Source organism: Streptomyces sp. NPDC046716 (assembly GCF_040645755.1).
In the GTDB taxonomy this organism is placed as follows: domain Bacteria; phylum Actinomycetota; class Actinomycetes; order Streptomycetales; family Streptomycetaceae; genus Streptomyces.
In genome coordinates, this window is the sequence record NZ_JBEYYU010000024.1 from 108,894 (window position 1) to 124,552 (window position 15,659).

The window sequence follows — 15,659 nt, forward strand, 5'->3', positions numbered from 1 at the left end:
GTGACCGTCCGCTGGGCATACGCGTTCATCGACCGGCCGTACGGGAGATTCGGCGCCGCGTGCGACTTCTGGGCGCGGGTGACCGGGACGCGCCGCTCCGAACTGCGCGGCGACCGCGGGCAGTTCGCGACGCTGGTGCCGTACGCGGGTGAGGGCGATCCGTGCGTCAAGGTGCAGGGCGTCGCGGACGGGCCGGGTGGCGCGCACCTCGATCTCGCGGTGGACGACGTGCCGGGGGAGTCGGCGCGCGCGTGCGCGCTGGGTGCCCGACCGGTCTTCTCCGAGGACGGGCTGGCGGTGCTCCGCTCGCCCGGCGGCCATCTGTTCTGCCTGGTGTCGTGGCTGGGGGAGCGGGTGGTACCCGCCGGGACCGAGCGGGCCGGGCGGCTCGACCAGGTGTGCCTGGACACGGCGCCGGGGGTGTACGCGGCGGAGGTCGACTTCTGGGCGGCGCTGACCGGGTGGCCCGAAGAGCCGTGCGTCAGCCCGGAGTTCCGGCTCCTGAAGGCGTCCCCTGTTCAGCTCCTCCTGCAACGCCTCGACACCGAGGGCCCGCCGTCGGCCCACCTGGATCTCGCCTGCGCGGAGCCGTCCCGGGTCCGGGAGTGGCATCTCGCGGCGGGGGCCGAGCTGGTGCGGGTGGGGCGGTTCTGGTCCGTGATGCGGGATCCCTCCGGGGGCCTGTACTGCTTGACGGACCGCATGCCGTAGGGGGCTGTCGTTCGTCCGCGGGCCGGTGGGGGCTGGTCGCGCAGTTCCCCGCGCCCCTGAGGCAGGCGCTCCGCGCCGCCTCCCCTGAGGCTGCGCTTCGCGCGCCTGCCCTGAGGCTGCGCTTCGCGCGCCTCCGCTGGGGCTGTGCTTCGCGCGCTTCCCCTGGGCGAGCGGAGCTCGCTTCCAGGGGCGCGGGGAACTGCGCGAGAAGCGGCCACCGGCCCGCAGCCGGACGACAACCCATCCGCCGGGGCACACCTCATCCACCCTGCTCCACCAGCATCCGCTGAAGCTCCCGCGCGGCCCGTGGGGGTGCCACGTCCGAGCGGTGGGCCAGGGCGATGGTCCGGCGCAACCCGGGACGGGCCAGCGGGGTCACCCGGAGATCGGACCCGGCCCGCATCGCCACCATCGACGGCACCACGGCGACCCCGAGCCCCGCCCGCACGAACCCCAGCACCGCGTCCATCTCCCCGCCCTCGACCGCGAAGTCCGGCTCGAACCCCTCCGCCCGGCAGGCCGCCACGGTCAGCTCCCGCAGGTCGTACCCGTGCCGGAACATGACGAGCCGCTCACCCTCCAGATCGGCGATGCGCACGGACCGGCCGTGCCCCGGCCGCGGCGCGCTCGGCGACGACACCACGACCAGCTCCTCACGCAGCAGCTCCACGGAGGTCAGCGCCGGCGCCGGCGCCGGAAGCGGCAGCACGACCAGGGCCAGGTCGAGCGCCCCGCGGGCCAGCTCCCGTACGAGATCGTGCGAGCCGCCCTCCTCGATCAGCAGCTGGATCCCCGGATAGCGGTCGTGGAAGGCGCGCAGCACGTCCGGGAGCAGACCCGTGCACAGGGACGGCGTCGCCCCGAGCCGCACCCGACCCCGCCGCAGCTGCGCCAGCTCCTGCACCTCGTGCCGGGCCGTGTCCGCGTCGGCCAGGATCCGCCGGGCCAGCGGCAGCAGCGCCTCACCGGCGTCCGTGAGCGTGATGTTGCCCCGCGCCCGCTGGAAGAGATCGACCCCCAGCTCCCGCTCCAGGGCCCTGATCTGCTGGGACAGTGACGGCTGGGCGACATGGACCAGCTCGGCGGCGCGGGTGAAGTGCCGGGTCTCCGCGACCGCGACGAAGTACTGGAGCTGCTGGAACTGCATATGGGCCACTGTACCGCCACGATAGTCAGGGCCTATGGAAATGAGCTGGACCATGTCTTGGACCGATCGGGTCTTCGGGCCCTACCGTCTCTGACATGGCTCTGGCAACGCGGACGGACCGACGACCGTCCATGGCACGCACGGTGTGGGACAGCTCCGTCGGGAAGAAGACCGTGATGGCGGTCAGCGGCATCGTGATGCTGCTCTACCTGGTCGCCCACATGATCGGAAACCTCAAGATCTTCTTCGGCCCCGAGGAGATCAACCACTACGCGCGCTGGCTGCGCACCATGGGCGGCCCGGTCCTGCACTACGAGTGGGGCCTGTGGATCGCGCGCGTCGTGCTCGTCGTCGCCGTCGTGGCCCACGCCACCTCCGCGTACCAGCTCAGCCGCCGCGACATCAAGGCGCGCCCCACCAAGTACGTGCACAAGAAGCCGAGCGCCAGCTACGCCACCCGCACCATGCGCTGGGGCGGCATCATCCTCGGCCTCTTCATCGTCTGGCACATCCTCGACCTGACGACCGGCACGGTGCACACCGGCGGATACCAGCACCTGCACCCGTACCAGAACATCATCGACACGTTCTCGACGTGGTACGGGAACGTCATCTACATCGTCGCGATGCTCGCCCTCGGACTGCACGTCCAGCACGGCTTCTGGAGCGCCGCGCAGACCCTCGGCGTCGGCAGCCGCACCCGTGACCGGGTCCTGAAGACCGTCGGCAATGCCCTCGCCGTACTGCTCACGCTCGGCTTCATCGCCGTGCCCGTGGGCGTCATGACCGGATTGGTGAGCTGAAGAACATGACCACGTCCAGCGAGTACACCGCCTACTCGACCGGTGAGCCCGTCGTCGACAGCAAGGCGCCCACCGGGCCCGTGCACGAGCGCTGGGACACCCGGCGCTTCGAGGCGAAGCTGGTCAACCCCGCCAACCGCCGCAAGCACACCGTCATCGTCGTCGGCACCGGCCTCGCGGGCGGCTCGGCCGGCGCGACGCTCGCCGAGCAGGGCTACCACGTCGTGCAGTTCTGCTTCCAGGACTCGCCGCGCCGCGCCCACTCGGTCGCCGCGCAGGGCGGCATCAACGCCGCGAAGAACTACCGCAACGACGGCGACTCCGTGCACCGCCTCTTCTACGACACGGTCAAGGGCGGCGACTTCCGCGCCCGCGAGTCGAACGTGCACCGCCTCGCGCAGATCTCCGTCGAGATCATCGACCAGTGCGTGGCGCAGGGCGTGCCGTTCGCCCGCGAGTACGGCGGGCTGCTCGACAACCGCTCCTTCGGCGGCGTGCAGGTGTCGCGGACCTTCTACGCCCGTGGCCAGACGGGGCAGCAGCTGCTGCTCGGCGCCTACCAGGCGCTCAGCCGCCAGGTCGCCGCGGGCAACATCGAGCTGCATCCCCGTACCGAGATGCTCGACCTCGTGATCGTCGACGGGAAGGCGCGCGGCATCGTCGCGCGGGACCTCGTCACCGGGAAGATCGACACGTACTTCGCGGACGCCGTCGTCCTCGCCTCCGGCGGCTACGGCAACGTCTTCTACCTGTCGACGAACGCCATGAACTCCAACGCCACGGCGATCTGGCGGGCCCACCGGCGCGGCGCCTACTTCGCCAACCCGTGCTTCACCCAGATCCACCCCACCTGCATCCCGCGCACCGGCGACCACCAGTCGAAGCTGACCCTGATGAGCGAGTCGCTGCGCAACGACGGCCGCATCTGGGTGCCGAAGGCCAAGGGCGACGACCGGCCCGCGAACCAGATCCCCGAGGACGAGCGCGACTACTACCTGGAGCGCATCTACCCCTCGTTCGGCAACCTCGTGCCCCGCGACATCGCCTCGCGCGCCGCGAAGAACGTGTGCGACGAGGGCAGGGGCGTCGGGCCCGGCGGGCAGGGCGTCTACCTGGACTTCGCCGACGCCATCCAGCGGATGGGCCGCAAGGCCGTCGAGGCCAAGTACGGCAACCTCTTCGACATGTACCAGCGGATCACCGACGAGGATCCGTACCAGGTGCCCATGCGGATCTACCCGGCCGTGCACTACACGATGGGCGGGCTCTGGGTCGACTACGACCTGTCGACCACGGTCCCCGGCCTGTTCGCGATCGGCGAGGCCAACTTCTCCGACCACGGCGCCAACCGCCTCGGCGCCTCCGCGCTGATGCAGGGCCTGGCCGACGGCTACTTCGTGCTCCCGGCCACGATCAACGACTACCTGGCGAAGAACCCGCACCACGACGAGGTGACCGCCGACCACCCTGTCGTGCAGGAGGTCGTCGCGGAGACCGAGGACCGGCTGCATCTGCTCCTGTCCGTCGACGGCGACCGCACCCCCGACTCCTTCCACCGCGAACTCGGCGAACTCATGTGGGAGTTCTGCGGCATGGCCCGCACCGAGGAGGGCCTGCGCAAGGCCCTCGACCGGATCCCGCAGATCCGTGAGGAGTTCTGGCGCCGCATCAAGGTGCCCGGCGTCGGCGAGGAGTTCAACCAGTCCCTGGAGAAGGCGAACCGCATCGTCGACTACCTGGAGCTGGCCGAGCTGATGTGCCTCGACGCGCTGCACCGCGCCGAGTCCTGCGGCGGCCACTTCCGGGAGGAGTCGCAGACCCCCGACGGCGAGGCCGCCCGCCAGGACGAGGAGTTCTCCTACGCGGCGGCCTGGGAGTTCACCGGCACCGGCGAGGCGCCCACCCTGCACAAGGAAGACCTGGTCTTCGAGTACGTCCACCCCACTCAGCGGAGCTACGCATGAAGCTCACCCTGCGCGTCTGGCGCCAGAAGAACGCCGACGCCGAAGGCGCCATGTCCACGTACGAGGTGGACGGGATCAGCCAGGACATGTCGTTCCTGGAGATGCTCGACACCCTCAACGAGGAGCTCATCACGGGCGGCGAGGACCCCGTCGCCTTCGACCACGACTGCCGCGAGGGCATCTGCGGCGCGTGCAGCCTCGTCATCAACGGCGACGCCCACGGCCCCGAGCGCACCACCACCTGCCAGCTGCACATGCGGTCCTTCCAGGACGGCGACACGATCGACATCGAGCCGTGGCGCGCCTCGGCCTTCCCGGTCATCAAGGACCTGGTCGTCGACCGCACGGCCTTCGACCGGATCATCCAGGCCGGGGGCTACATCACCGCGCCGACCGGCACCGCGCCCGAGGCGCACGCCACGCCCGTGCCCAAGCCGGACGCGGACTTCGCCTTCGAGCACGCCGAGTGCATCGGCTGCGGCGCCTGCGTGGCGGCCTGCCCGAACGGCGCGGCCATGCTGTTCACCTCGGCCAAGATCAACCACCTGAACGTGCTGCCGCAGGGCGCCCCCGAGCGCGAGACCCGCGTCCTGGACATGGTGGCGCAGATGGACGACGAGGGCTTCGGCGGCTGCACGCTCGCCGGCGAGTGCGCGACGGCCTGCCCCAAGGGCATCCCGCTGTTCTCCATCACGAGCATGAACAAGGAGTGGCTGCGCGCCAACCGCAAGGCCGGCCGCTAGGTCGTGTCACCACACGTCCCGCGAACAGCGCGGGGTGGGCGGGGCCGGGAGCAGGTGCTCTCCCGGTCCCGTCATCGCGTTCCGGGGTCTGACGCCGCGTCATGTGTGCGGGGTACGGTCCGTTCCATGTATCCGGGAACGTACGACCGAGCCAGGCCGGCCGTCGTCACGGCCGACGGCGGTACCACCCTCACCTACGGCGAGCTGGAGGAGAACTCGCTGCGCCTCGCCGACCATCTGCGCACCAGAGGGCTGCGCCGGGGCGACCATCTCGCGCTGCTCTGCGGCAACGAGCCGCGCGCCATGGAGGTCTACTGGGCCGCGATGCGCTCGGGCCTCTACCTCACGGCCGTCAACCACCACCTCACCGCCGACGAAGCCGCCTACATCGTGCGTGACTGCGGGGCGAGCGCCCTGATCGTCTCCGGCGCGCTGAGCGAACTCGGCGCGGCCGTGGCCGAGTCGGCCCCCGGCGTCGCCCATGTCCTCGGCCTCGACGACGGGACCTACGACGCCGCGCTGGCGGCCGCGTCCGCCGAGCCGCCCGAGGTGCAGCCGCGCGGCACCGACATGCTCTACTCGTCCGGGACCACCGGCCGCCCCAAGGGCGTCGAGCCCGCCCTGCCGGACGGCGACGTCCGCACCGAGCCGTCCACGGTGCAACTCCTCTTCCAGCCCATGTACGGCTTCGACGAGGAGACGGTCTACCTCTGTCCCGCGCCGCTCTACCACGCGGCGCCACTGCGCTTCTGCGGCACGATCACCGCGACCGGCGGCACCGTCGTCCTCATGAACTCCTTCGACGCCGAAGGGGCGTTGGCGGCCGTCGAGCGGCACCGGGTCACCCACAGCCAGTGGGTGCCGACCATGTTCGTCCGGATGCTGAAACTGCCCGACGCCGTCCGCGAGCGGTACGACACCTCGTCGATGAAGGTGGCCGTGCACGCGGCGGCGCCCTGTCCTCTCGAGGTGAAGCGGCGGATGATGGAGTGGTGGGGACCGGTTCTGTACGAGTACTACTCGTCCACCGAGGGTAACGGGATCACGTTCATCGGCCCGGACGAGTGGCTGCGCAAGCCGGGTTCCGTCGGACGCGCCGGTCTCCTCGGCGAGTTGAGGATCTGCGACGAGGAGGGGAAGGTCCTGCCGCCAGGGGAGACCGGCACCGTCTACTTCGAGCGCGACGAACTCCCGTTCCGCTACCACCGCGACGACGGCCGCACCCGCGAGGCCCAGCATCCCGAGCACCCGGCCTGGACCACCACGGGGGACATCGGCCATGTCGACGAGGACGGCTACCTCTTCCTCACCGACCGCAAGGCGTTCATGATCATCTCGGGTGGGGTCAACATCTACCCGCAGGAGATCGAGGACTGCCTCGTCCTGCACCCGGCGGTCGCCGACGTGGCCGTCGTCGGCGTGCCGGACGAGGAGATGGGGGAGTCGGTACGGGCGTACGTACAGCCGGCCGAGGGCGCCTGCGCGGGGCCGGAGCTGGCGGCCGAGCTGATCCGCTACGTCCGTGACCGCATGGCGCACTACAAGGTGCCCAGGGACGTCGAGTTCGTCGACGCGCTGCCGCGCACGCCCACCGGGAAGCTGGCCAAGGGAGGACTCCGTCAGGGCAGCAGCCGACGGAGGTAGGGGGCGGTACGGCTCTCGGGATGGGCCGCCACCTCGGCGGGCGGTCCCGCGACGACGACACGGCCGCCCGCGTCCCCGCCGCCGGGTCCCATGTCGATCACCCAGTCCGCGCCCGCGACGACCGCCATGTCGTGCTCCACGACCACCACGGAGTGCCCCGCGTCGACCAGTCCGTCGAGCTGCCGCAGCAGCACCTCCACGTCGGCCGGGTGCAGACCCGTGGTCGGCTCGTCCAGGAGGTACAGGGTGTGGCCGCGCCGCACCCGCTGCAACTCGCTGGCCAGCTTGATGCGTTGGGCCTCGCCGCCGGACAGCTCGGTCGCGGGCTGGCCGAGCCGGAGGTAGCCGAGGCCGACGTCGAGCAGCGTCCGAAGGCTGCGCTCCACGGCCGACGCCGCGGGATCGTCCGCGAAGAACGCGGCGGCCGACTCCACGGTCAGGTCGAGCACTTCGGCGATGTTCAGCCCCCGGTGGGAGACCTCCAGCGTCTCCGCGTTGTAGCGGGCGCCCCCGCAGGTGGGACACGGCGCGTACGTGCTCGGCAGGAAGAGGAGTTCGACGCTGACGAACCCCTCGCCCTGACAGGTCTCGCAGCGCCCGCCGGTGACGTTGAAGGAGAACCGCCCCACGCCGTAGCCGCGGGACTTCGCCTCGTCGGTGGCCGCGAACACCTTGCGCACGACGTCGAACAGCCCTGTGTACGTGGCGAGGTTGGAGCGCGGTGTGCGCCCGATCGGCTTCTGGTCCACGACCACCAGACGACCCACGCCCTCCCGGTCCTCCGTGATCTCGCCGATCAGTGTGGACTTGCCGGACCCCGAGACGCCGGTGACGGCCGTGAAGGCGCCGAGCGGGACGTCGACCGTCACGTCCCGCAGATTGTGCCGGGTCACCGGACCGAGCGTGAACCAGCCCCGGGGCGAACGGACCTGACGCTCGGTCACCGGGGAGTCGTCGAACAGGAACCGGGCCGTGGCGGAGCCCTCGACCCCCTTCAGCGCGGCGACCGGGCCGCTGTGCAGCACCTCGCCGCCGTGCTCCCCGGCCAGCGGCCCCACGTCCACCAGCCAGTCCGCGTGCCGCATCACGTCCAGATGGTGCTCGACCACGAAGACCGAGTTCCCGGCCGCCTTCAGCCGGTCCAGGACGGTGAGCAGCGACTCGGTGTCGGCGGGATGGAGGCCCGCCGACGGCTCGTCGAGCACGTACACCACACCGAAGAGGCCCGACCTCAACTGCGTGGCCAGGCGCAGGCGTTGCAGCTCACCGGCCGAGAGGGTGGGGGTGGCGCGGTCCAGGCTCAGATAGCCGAGGCCCAGCTCGGTGACCGTGCCGATCCGGGCGCGCAGGTCCCCGGTGAGGACGCGCGCGGTCTCGGACGGGTCGGGCGTGTCCAGGACCCGGGCCAGCTCCGTCAGCGGCAGCCGGGCCAGCTCCGCGACGGTGTGCCCCGCGAAGGTCACCGCCAGGGACTCGGGCCGCAGCCGCGCCCCGCCGCACACCGGACACGGCGTGCTGTGCAGAAACTTCTCCGCCTTCGCCCGCAGCGACTGGCTCTTGGAGTCCGAGAAGGTCTTCAGCACGTACCGGTTCGCGCTCATGTACGTGCCCTGGTAGGGGCGTTGGATGCGGTTCGCGTCCCGCACCGGGTGCACGGTCACCACCGGCTGCTCGTCCGTGAACAGGATCCAGTCCCGGTCCTCCTGCCTCAGCTCCCGCCAGGGCCGGTCCACGTCGTGGCCGAGCGCCTCGAGGATGTCCCGCAGGTTCTTCCCCTGCCAGGCGCCGGGCCAGGCCGCGATCGCGCCCTCGCGGATCGACAGCGAGGGATCGGGGACCAGCAGCTCCTCCGTGGTGCGGTGGACGCGCCCCAGTCCGTGGCACTCCGGACAGGCGCCGGCCGCCGTGTTCGGCGAGAACGCGTCCGAGTCCAGCCGCTCGGCGCCCTCCGGATAGCTCCCGGCCCGGGAGAGCAGCATCCGCAGCGAGTTCGAGAGCGTGGTGACCGTGCCGACCGAGGACCGGGACGTCGGCGCCGAACGGCTCTGCTGGAGCGACACCGCGGGTGGCAGGCCGCTGATCTCGCCGACCTTCGGCGCGCCGACCTGGTGGATGAGGCGGCGCGCGTACGGGGCGACCGATTCGAAATAGCGGCGCTGCGCCTCCGCGTAGATCGTCCCGAAGGCGAGCGAGGACTTGCCCGAGCCCGACACGCCCGTGAAGACCGCGAGGACGTCCCTGGGGACGTCGACGTCCACACCCTTGAGGTTGTGCTCACGGGCGCCGCGCACCCGCACGAGGCCGTCGTGGCGCGGATCGGACGGGACGGGGTGGTGCATGGGGCGGGCTCCCGGTGGTGCGGAGGTCACTCTTCGGCGTCCTCCATGATCCACCCACCGGGGGTGGCGGCGCGCGCCCGGCGGCGTGGCACGGACGCCCGGGAGAACGTCCGATGAATGATGTGCACATGCCTTGACGGGTGGTCGCGGGCCCACGCACCGTTACGGAGGTCTTCTTCGGTCGAGCGACCGTCGAGCGGTCGGCCCAGTGGAGGATTCGTGAACAGCAGGCTGTTCGGCTTCGGCGCGGCACTGTGCGCCCTCGCCCTCGTGGGGGCGGTACCGTCGGCGACCGCCGCGCCCGCACCCCGGCACGGGCTCCCGCTGGGCGCCGCCGGCCTGTCCGAGACCCGGACGACCCGGACCCTCCAGCCGGGCGTCACGCTCACCCGCATCGTGCGCGGCGCCGACACCCCGGCCATGGACTGGACCGTCGAGCTCTCCATCCCGGGCGGCGCCGGATCCCCCGACCCGGACGCGCCGCCGACCGCGCTCAAGGACGAGGAGAGCGCGGGCGAACTTCTCGCGGCGCTCCGCGCGAAGGGCTTCGACGCCCGCTCCGAGAAGGTCACCACCCCGCCGACCGCCGACTACGCGGGCGGCACGCTCGGCTGGCGGGTCCGCGTCGGCACCTTCCCGAGCGAGAGCGCGGCCACGGCCGAACGCACCCGGCTGCGCGCCGCCGGATACACCGGGTCCGCCTGGTACACCGGCTGGGACGGCGATGCGGGCGACCGCGGCCCCTGGCACATCGACGTCCTCACCGTCGACCCGAAGAAGTTCCGCGGCGACCTCAAGGCCTCCTACGGCCCGGACCTGGAGAACCGCGAGACGACCAGCGCGCTCGCCGCCGCCGACGGAGCCACCGCCGGGATCAACGCGGGCTTCTTCGTCCTCGACCCGAAGGCGGGCGCCCCCGGTGACCCGGCCGGCGTAGGCGTCTACGACGGACGGCTGCTCAGCGAAGCGGTCAACGGCCGCCCCGGCCTCGTCGTCCACGACTCCGGGCGCTCCACCGCGATCACCCGCTTCACCTGGAGCGGCACCGTCACCGCGGGCCGCACCTCGCTGCCGCTGGACGGCATCGACCGCGTCCCCGGCCTGATCCGCAACTGCGGCGGCACCGCCGACGACGTCCCGACGGCCCGTCCGCTGCACGACACGACCTGCACCGACCCGGACGAACTCGTCGCCTTCACACCCGAGTTCGGCAAGGAGACCCCGAAGGGCGAGGGCGCCGAGGCGGTCCTCGACCGGCACGGCAAGGTCCTCGAGGTGCGCGCGTCGCGCGGCGTCGCCCTGCCCGCCGGTGGCCGCAGCGTCCAGGCCACCGGCAGCGCCGCCGCCCGGCTCACCGCGCTCGCCGACGTGGGCCGCCCGCTGCGGATCCGAAGCGGACTGAAGGACACCGCGGGCCGCTCGGTCACCCCGTCCCGCACCACCAGCGTCCTCAACGGGGGCCCCGAACTCGTCCGCGACGGCCGCCTCCACGTCACCCCGGCCACCGACGGCATGGTGCAGCCCGGCAACCCGAGCTTCTACTACGGCTGGGTGCACAAGCGGAACCCGCGCACCCTCGCCGGAACGGACGCGGCCGGGCGGACCATCCTCGTCACCGCCGACGGCCGCGGCACCGGATCGCTCGGCCTGAGCATCCCGGAGAGCGCGGCGGTCGCCAAGTCGCTGGGACTCACGGAGGCCATGAACCTCGACGGCGGCGGTTCGACCACGATGGTCGTCGACGGCCAGGTGATCAACGACGTGTCCGACGCCACCGGCGAACGCCCGGTAGGGGACGCCCTGCTGGTGCTCCCCGCCACGCACTGAAGCAGACCGCAGACCGCAGACCGCAGACCCGCACCGCAGCAGGAGCACGATCCGCCGACGCCCCACGGGAGCCGCCATGACCGCCGCCCTGACCCGCCGCGCAAGACGCCTGCTGCTCGTCCTGGCCGCGCTCCTGCTCACCTTCGGGGCGGCGCCGTCCGCCGTCGCGGCCCCCGCCCGGCCCGCCGCCGAGGTCGTCGCCGTCACCCAGGTCGCCGAGCGGCAGGTGGACCTCTCGGTCCGCGCGTCGGCGCTCGGCGGCCGGACGGTGAAGGTGCGCCTGCTCACGCCGGACGGCTGGGACCCCGCCGACCGCCGCACGCACTGGCCCACCCTGTGGCTGCTGCACGGCTGCTGCGGCGACTACACGTCCTGGACGGGCAAGACCGACGTGGCGTCCCTCGACAGCCTGCGCAACGTCCTCGTCGTCATGCCCGAGGCCGGCTGGAACGGCTGGTACAGCGACTGGTGGAACCACGGGCAGGGCGGCGACCCCGCCTGGGACACCTTCCACACCCGCGACCTGCGCCGGCTCCTGGAGCGCGACTGGGGCGCCGGTGCCCGCCGGGTCGTCGCCGGACTGTCCATGGGCGGCCAGGGCGCGCTGCTCTACGCGGCCCGGCACCCCGGCATGTTCCGGGCGGCGGCCGCCTACTCCGGCTCCGCGCACCCCCTCCTGAACGACGAGTCCACCTCCCGCATCCTGGGCTTCTTCGCCGGACAGGACACCGACCCGCTGCGCGTCTGGGGCGACCCCGTCGCCCAGCGCGCCGTCTGGGCCGCCCACGACCCGTACCACCTGGCGAAGCGCCTGACGTCGCTGCCGGTCTACCTCTCCAGCGGCGACGGCACCGCGGGCCCGCTGGACCCACCGGGCGCCACGAACGCCCTGGAGGCCGACTTCAACCGGCAGAACCACGCCCTCGCCGACCGGCTGAAGAGCCTGGGCGCCAAGCACCTCACCACGCACTTCTACGGCCCCGGCACCCACACCTGGCCCTACTGGGAGCGCGAACTGTACGCCTCGCTGCCGATGCTGCTGCACGGCCTCGGGCTGAAGAACAATTCCTAGGCGGGCGTCAGGCGGGCGATCCGGGCCAGCCGACGGTACGACTCCAGCAGGCCCTCGCGGTCGTACGTGCTGGTCGTCACCAGCACCTCCTGCGCCCCGCTCTCCTTGATCACCGTCTCCAGCTCGTCGGCGACCTGCTGTTCCGTCCCCGCGATGTGCCCGCGCAGGCCCGCCTCGTAGAACTCGCGCTCCTTCGCGGTCAGCTCCAGGGACGCCACCCGCTCGGCGGGCGGCAGCGGCGGGAACGTGCCGTGCGTGCGGGAGTGCGCCATCGACCACGCCTCCGGGATCAGCAGCCGGCGGGCCTCCGGCTCGCTGCCCGCGACCGCGACCGTCCCGGAGATCACCACGTAGGGCTCCGCCGCCCAGACCGAGGGGCGGAACTCGGCGCGGTAGCGGTCGATGCCGCGCAGCATCTTCTCCCGGCTCCGCAGATCGCCGATGACCATGGGCAGGCCCGCACGGGCCGCGATCGAGGCCCCTTCGCCCATCGCCAGGACGAACGGCGGCACGGTCAGCCCCTCGGACGGGCGGGCGTGGGCGCGCGTCGCCGACGTACCGGTGAAGAACGCGAGGAGTTCGTCGAGCTGGCCCGCGAAGTCGTCGGCGACGTCCTTGTCCCGGCCGAGCGCCCGCCGCACCCCGTCCGTGAATCCGACCGACCGGCCGAGGCCCATGTCGATCCGGCCCGGGAAGAGCGACTCGAGGACCCCGAACTGCTCGGCCACGACCAGCGGCTGATGGTTGGGCAGCATGACGCCGCCGGTGCCGACGCGCAGCCTCCGGGTGGCCGCCGCGACGGCCGCGGCAAGGACGGTCGGAGCCGAACCGGCCACCCCGGGCACCCCGTGGTGCTCGCTGACCCAGAACCTGCTGTATCCGAGCCGCTCCAGGTCCTGGGCGAGGGCGACGGTGTCGCGCAGCGCCTCGGGTGCCGAGTGGCCCTCGCGGGTGCGGGAGCGGTCCAGGACGGAGAAGCGGGTCGTTTCGATCACGGTGGTCACGTTCTGTTCAACGTACTGAGCCACCGGGGATTCCCGGCAATAGGCTGAATCCCGTGACCTCCGACAAGAAGCCGCTGGCCGTGTTCGATCTCGACGGGACGCTCGCCGACACCGCGCACCGGCAGCGGTTCCTGGAGCGCGCGCCGCGGGACTGGGACAAGTTCTTCGCCGCGGCCCCGGACGATCCGCCGCTGGCCGAGGGGATCGCGCTGGCGCGGGGGAGCGCCGAGGAGTGCGAGGTCGTGTACCTGACCGGGCGGCCCGAGCGGTGCCGCGCCGACACCGTGGCCTGGCTCGCCGCGCAGGGGCTGCCCGCCGGGACGCTGCACATGCGGCGCGACGACGACCGCAGGCCCGCCCGGCGCACCAAGCTGGAGACTCTGCGGCGCATGGCGCGCGGCCGCACCGTCCGGATGCTCGTCGACGACGACGAACTGGTCTGCGACGAGGCGGAACGCGCCGGATTCACCGTCGTCCGGGCCCGGTGGGCGAGCGCGTCGGCGGCCCTGAAGGACGCGCAGGAGCGCGAGGGCCGCACCTGACGGCGGGTGGGGCCGGTGGCCCGCTCAGTCGCCGTCCTCGAGCCGGAAACCCACCTTCAGACCCACCTGGTAGTGCTCGACCTCCCCGTCCACGATCTGGCCCCTGACCTGCGTGACCTCGAACCAGTCGAGGTTGCGCAGGGTCTGCGAGGCGCGGCTGACGCCGTTGCGGATCGCCTGATCGATCCCCTCGTGCGAGGTGCCGACGATCTCCGTGACGCGATACGTGTGGTTCGACATGGTTCCACCGTGCCCCAGGCGGCCGACTTCCGCGAGGGCGCGCGCGTGGTACTTACTTCCCGGTAACTCTTGACCGCGGCAAAGGTCCATACCAAAATCCAGCCACACCCGTACGAGCGTCGCGCTCGTCCCCCACGTCGGGCCGAACCTCCCTGTCCGCAGGCAGAAAGTGACCCTCGTGATCTCCCGCCGTGCCGTTCTGTCCTCCGGTTTCCTCGTCGCCGCGTCCGGCCTGCTGACCACGGCGTGCAATGTGCTGCCGGGGAGTGACGCGGGTCGGACCACCATCACCGTGTGGCTGATGCAGGGCAGCGCGTCGGACGCTTTCATCGACCGGTTCACCAAGGAGTTCGAGGCCGACCACGGCGAGCTGCGCCTCGATGTCCGGATCCAGGAGTGGACGGGCATCGGCGAGAAGGTCACCAAGGCCCTCGCCGCCAAGGACGGGGGCACCGGTGTCCCCGACGTCATCGAGGTCGGCAACACCCAGGTCCCGGGATACGCCGACGGCCAGGGTCTGTTGGAGCTCTCGCTCGAGGCCGCCCGCGACCTCGGCATGGAGGACTGGCTGCCCGGCCTCGCCGAGCCCGGCGCCGACAACGGCCGCCAGTTCGGCATCCCCTGGTACGCAGCCAACCGCGTCGTCATCTACAACAAGTCCCTCTTCGACGCGGCCGGCATCAAGAAGCCGCCGAAGAGCCGGGACGAATGGCTCGACATGACGCGCCGCCTCGACTCCGGCGGCACGCAGGGCATCTACCTGGCCGGGCAGGACTGGTACACCCTGTCGGGCTTCATCTGGGACGAGGGCGGCGAACTCGCCCACGAGTCGGCCGGCATCTGGACCGGCGCCCTCGACACCGACGCGGCCCTGCGCGCGATGACCTTCTACGGGCAGCTCCAGGCGCTCGGCGACGGCCCCAAGGACGCCGACGAGGAACACCCCTCGCAGGCGGACCGGTTCGCCAAGGGCGACGTCGCCCAGATCATCTCGGTGCCGGGCTCGGCCCAGCGCATCCTGCAGAAGAACCCGTCCCTGAAGAACAAGCTGGGCTTCTTCCCGATCCCGGGCAAGACGGCGGCGCGGGCGGGCGCCGTGTTCACCGGCGGTTCCGACCTCGTGATCCCCGCGAACACCGCCCACCGCTCGGGCGCGGTCGCGGTGGTGGAGGCCCTGGCCGGGAAGAAGTGGAACACCGACCTGGCCAGGACCATGAACTACGTACCGAACAAGACCACGCTCGCCGCCGCGGTGGCCGGCGAGCCCGGCGTCGCCGCGATGGCCGTCGGCGCCGCCCACGGCAAGGCGACCCCGGCCTCCCCCCTCTGGGCGACCGTGGAGGCCGCCGACAACCCCATCAAGTCCTACATGTCCAGGGTCCTGATGGGCGGCGACGCGAAGACGGAGGCGGCGAAGGCGTCGAAGGAGATCACCAAGCGCCTGGACGACCGGGCGGAGTAGCTCCGCGCGCCTGCCGGTCGGCTGCCGGCCGGTGGGGCTTCTCGCGCAGTTCCCCGCGCCCCTGAGATGCGCACTGCGTGCGCCATCTCATCAGGGGAGGCTGCGCGCAGCGCATGCCTCGGGAACGACTTCGGGGCGATCGAGATCGACGCGATGGCCGT

Annotated in this window: 13 protein-coding genes; 9 read left to right on the top strand and 4 right to left on the bottom strand. The window is 72.0% G+C overall.

Annotated features, from left to right (window positions below):
• A complete protein-coding gene (locus ABZ930_RS19785; RefSeq protein ID WP_361549382.1) occupies nt 1–711 on the top strand; it encodes a VOC family protein in 711 nt (236 codons plus the stop codon).
• Between the two features lie 259 nt (nt 712–970).
• Here ABZ930_RS19785 and ABZ930_RS19790 read toward each other — a convergent pair whose 3' ends face one another.
• Nucleotides 971–1,858, bottom strand: coding sequence for a LysR substrate-binding domain-containing protein (locus tag ABZ930_RS19790; protein ID WP_361549384.1), 888 nt, complete (start codon nt 1,856–1,858; stop codon nt 971–973).
• Nucleotides 1,859–1,989: 131 nt separating this feature from the next.
• Here ABZ930_RS19790 and ABZ930_RS19795 point away from each other — a divergent pair, with 131 nt between their 5' ends.
• From ABZ930_RS19795 to ABZ930_RS19810, 4 genes are all read left to right on the top strand, one after another.
• Nucleotides 1,990–2,661 carry a succinate dehydrogenase gene (locus ABZ930_RS19795; protein WP_361549409.1) on the top strand — a complete coding sequence of 224 codons (672 nt, stop codon included), beginning with the start codon at nt 1,990–1,992 and terminating at the stop codon, nt 2,659–2,661.
• A gap of 5 nt (nt 2,662–2,666) precedes the next feature.
• Nucleotides 2,667–4,625 carry a fumarate reductase/succinate dehydrogenase flavoprotein subunit gene (locus tag ABZ930_RS19800; RefSeq protein ID WP_361549386.1) on the top strand — a complete coding sequence of 653 codons (1,959 nt, stop codon included), beginning with the start codon at nt 2,667–2,669 and terminating at the stop codon, nt 4,623–4,625.
• Nucleotides 4,622–5,368 carry a succinate dehydrogenase/fumarate reductase iron-sulfur subunit gene (locus ABZ930_RS19805; protein WP_361549388.1) on the top strand — a complete coding sequence of 249 codons (747 nt, stop codon included), beginning with the start codon at nt 4,622–4,624 and terminating at the stop codon, nt 5,366–5,368. Before ABZ930_RS19800 ends, ABZ930_RS19805 begins: the two co-directional genes overlap by 4 nt.
• 126 nt (nt 5,369–5,494) lie before the next feature.
• Nucleotides 5,495–7,012, top strand: coding sequence for an acyl-CoA synthetase (locus ABZ930_RS19810; RefSeq protein WP_361549390.1), 1,518 nt, complete (start codon nt 5,495–5,497; stop codon nt 7,010–7,012).
• Here the strand turns inward: ABZ930_RS19810 and ABZ930_RS19815 are convergent.
• Nucleotides 6,988–9,351 carry an excinuclease ABC subunit UvrA gene (locus ABZ930_RS19815; RefSeq protein WP_361549391.1) on the bottom strand — a complete coding sequence of 788 codons (2,364 nt, stop codon included), beginning with the start codon at nt 9,349–9,351 and terminating at the stop codon, nt 6,988–6,990. The two genes, ABZ930_RS19810 and ABZ930_RS19815, sit on opposite strands and share 25 nt — an antisense overlap.
• 219 nt (nt 9,352–9,570) lie before the next feature.
• Between ABZ930_RS19815 and ABZ930_RS19820 the strand changes: the two genes are divergently transcribed.
• Together ABZ930_RS19820 and ABZ930_RS19825 are read left to right on the top strand one after the other, a co-directional pair.
• Nucleotides 9,571–11,178, top strand: coding sequence for a phosphodiester glycosidase family protein (locus tag ABZ930_RS19820; RefSeq protein ID WP_361549393.1), 1,608 nt, complete (start codon nt 9,571–9,573; stop codon nt 11,176–11,178).
• A 76-nt stretch (nt 11,179–11,254) separates the two neighbouring features.
• Nucleotides 11,255–12,250 (top strand): alpha/beta hydrolase family protein, encoded by a 996-nt coding sequence (locus tag ABZ930_RS19825; RefSeq protein WP_361549394.1) that lies wholly within the window; start codon nt 11,255–11,257, stop codon nt 12,248–12,250.
• Here the strand turns inward: ABZ930_RS19825 and ABZ930_RS19830 are convergent.
• Nucleotides 12,247–13,254 carry an LLM class flavin-dependent oxidoreductase gene (locus ABZ930_RS19830; RefSeq protein WP_361549396.1) on the bottom strand — a complete coding sequence of 336 codons (1,008 nt, stop codon included), beginning with the start codon at nt 13,252–13,254 and terminating at the stop codon, nt 12,247–12,249. The two genes, ABZ930_RS19825 and ABZ930_RS19830, sit on opposite strands and share 4 nt — an antisense overlap.
• Nucleotides 13,255–13,307: 53 nt before the next feature.
• On the opposite strand from ABZ930_RS19830, the gene ABZ930_RS19835 reads away from it, so the two are divergent.
• Entirely contained in the window at nt 13,308–13,796 is a 489-nt protein-coding gene (locus ABZ930_RS19835; RefSeq protein ID WP_361549398.1) for an HAD family acid phosphatase, read from the top strand.
• A gap of 24 nt (nt 13,797–13,820) precedes the next feature.
• Here the strand turns inward: ABZ930_RS19835 and ABZ930_RS19840 are convergent, their stop codons facing one another.
• Nucleotides 13,821–14,036 (bottom strand): dodecin, encoded by a 216-nt coding sequence (locus ABZ930_RS19840; RefSeq protein ID WP_361549400.1) that lies wholly within the window; start codon nt 14,034–14,036, stop codon nt 13,821–13,823.
• Between the two features lie 178 nt (nt 14,037–14,214).
• Here ABZ930_RS19840 and ABZ930_RS19845 point away from each other — a divergent pair, with 178 nt between their 5' ends.
• Entirely contained in the window at nt 14,215–15,498 is a 1,284-nt protein-coding gene (locus ABZ930_RS19845) for an extracellular solute-binding protein (protein WP_361549402.1), read from the top strand.
• Nucleotides 15,499–15,659: the final 161 nt, after the last annotated feature.

What these genes read in the sequence shown, in the direction of transcription:
- ABZ930_RS19825 (WP_361549394.1), top strand. Translation starts at nt 11,255, where the DNA reads ATGACCGCCGCCCTGACCCGCCGCGCAAGACGCCTGCTGCTCGTCCTG.
- ABZ930_RS19800 (WP_361549386.1), top strand. Translation starts at nt 2,667, where the DNA reads ATGACCACGTCCAGCGAGTACACCGCCTACTCGACCGGTGAGCCCGTC.
- ABZ930_RS19795 (WP_361549409.1), top strand. Translation starts at nt 1,990, where the DNA reads ATGGCACGCACGGTGTGGGACAGCTCCGTCGGGAAGAAGACCGTGATG.
- ABZ930_RS19790 (WP_361549384.1), bottom strand. Translation starts at nt 1,858, where the DNA reads ATGCAGTTCCAGCAGCTCCAGTACTTCGTCGCGGTCGCGGAGACCCGG.
- ABZ930_RS19810 (WP_361549390.1), top strand. Translation starts at nt 5,495, where the DNA reads ATGTATCCGGGAACGTACGACCGAGCCAGGCCGGCCGTCGTCACGGCC.
- ABZ930_RS19815 (WP_361549391.1), bottom strand. Translation starts at nt 9,351, where the DNA reads ATGCACCACCCCGTCCCGTCCGATCCGCGCCACGACGGCCTCGTGCGG.
- ABZ930_RS19805 (WP_361549388.1), top strand. Translation starts at nt 4,622, where the DNA reads ATGAAGCTCACCCTGCGCGTCTGGCGCCAGAAGAACGCCGACGCCGAA.
- ABZ930_RS19840 (WP_361549400.1), bottom strand. Translation starts at nt 14,036, where the DNA reads ATGTCGAACCACACGTATCGCGTCACGGAGATCGTCGGCACCTCGCAC.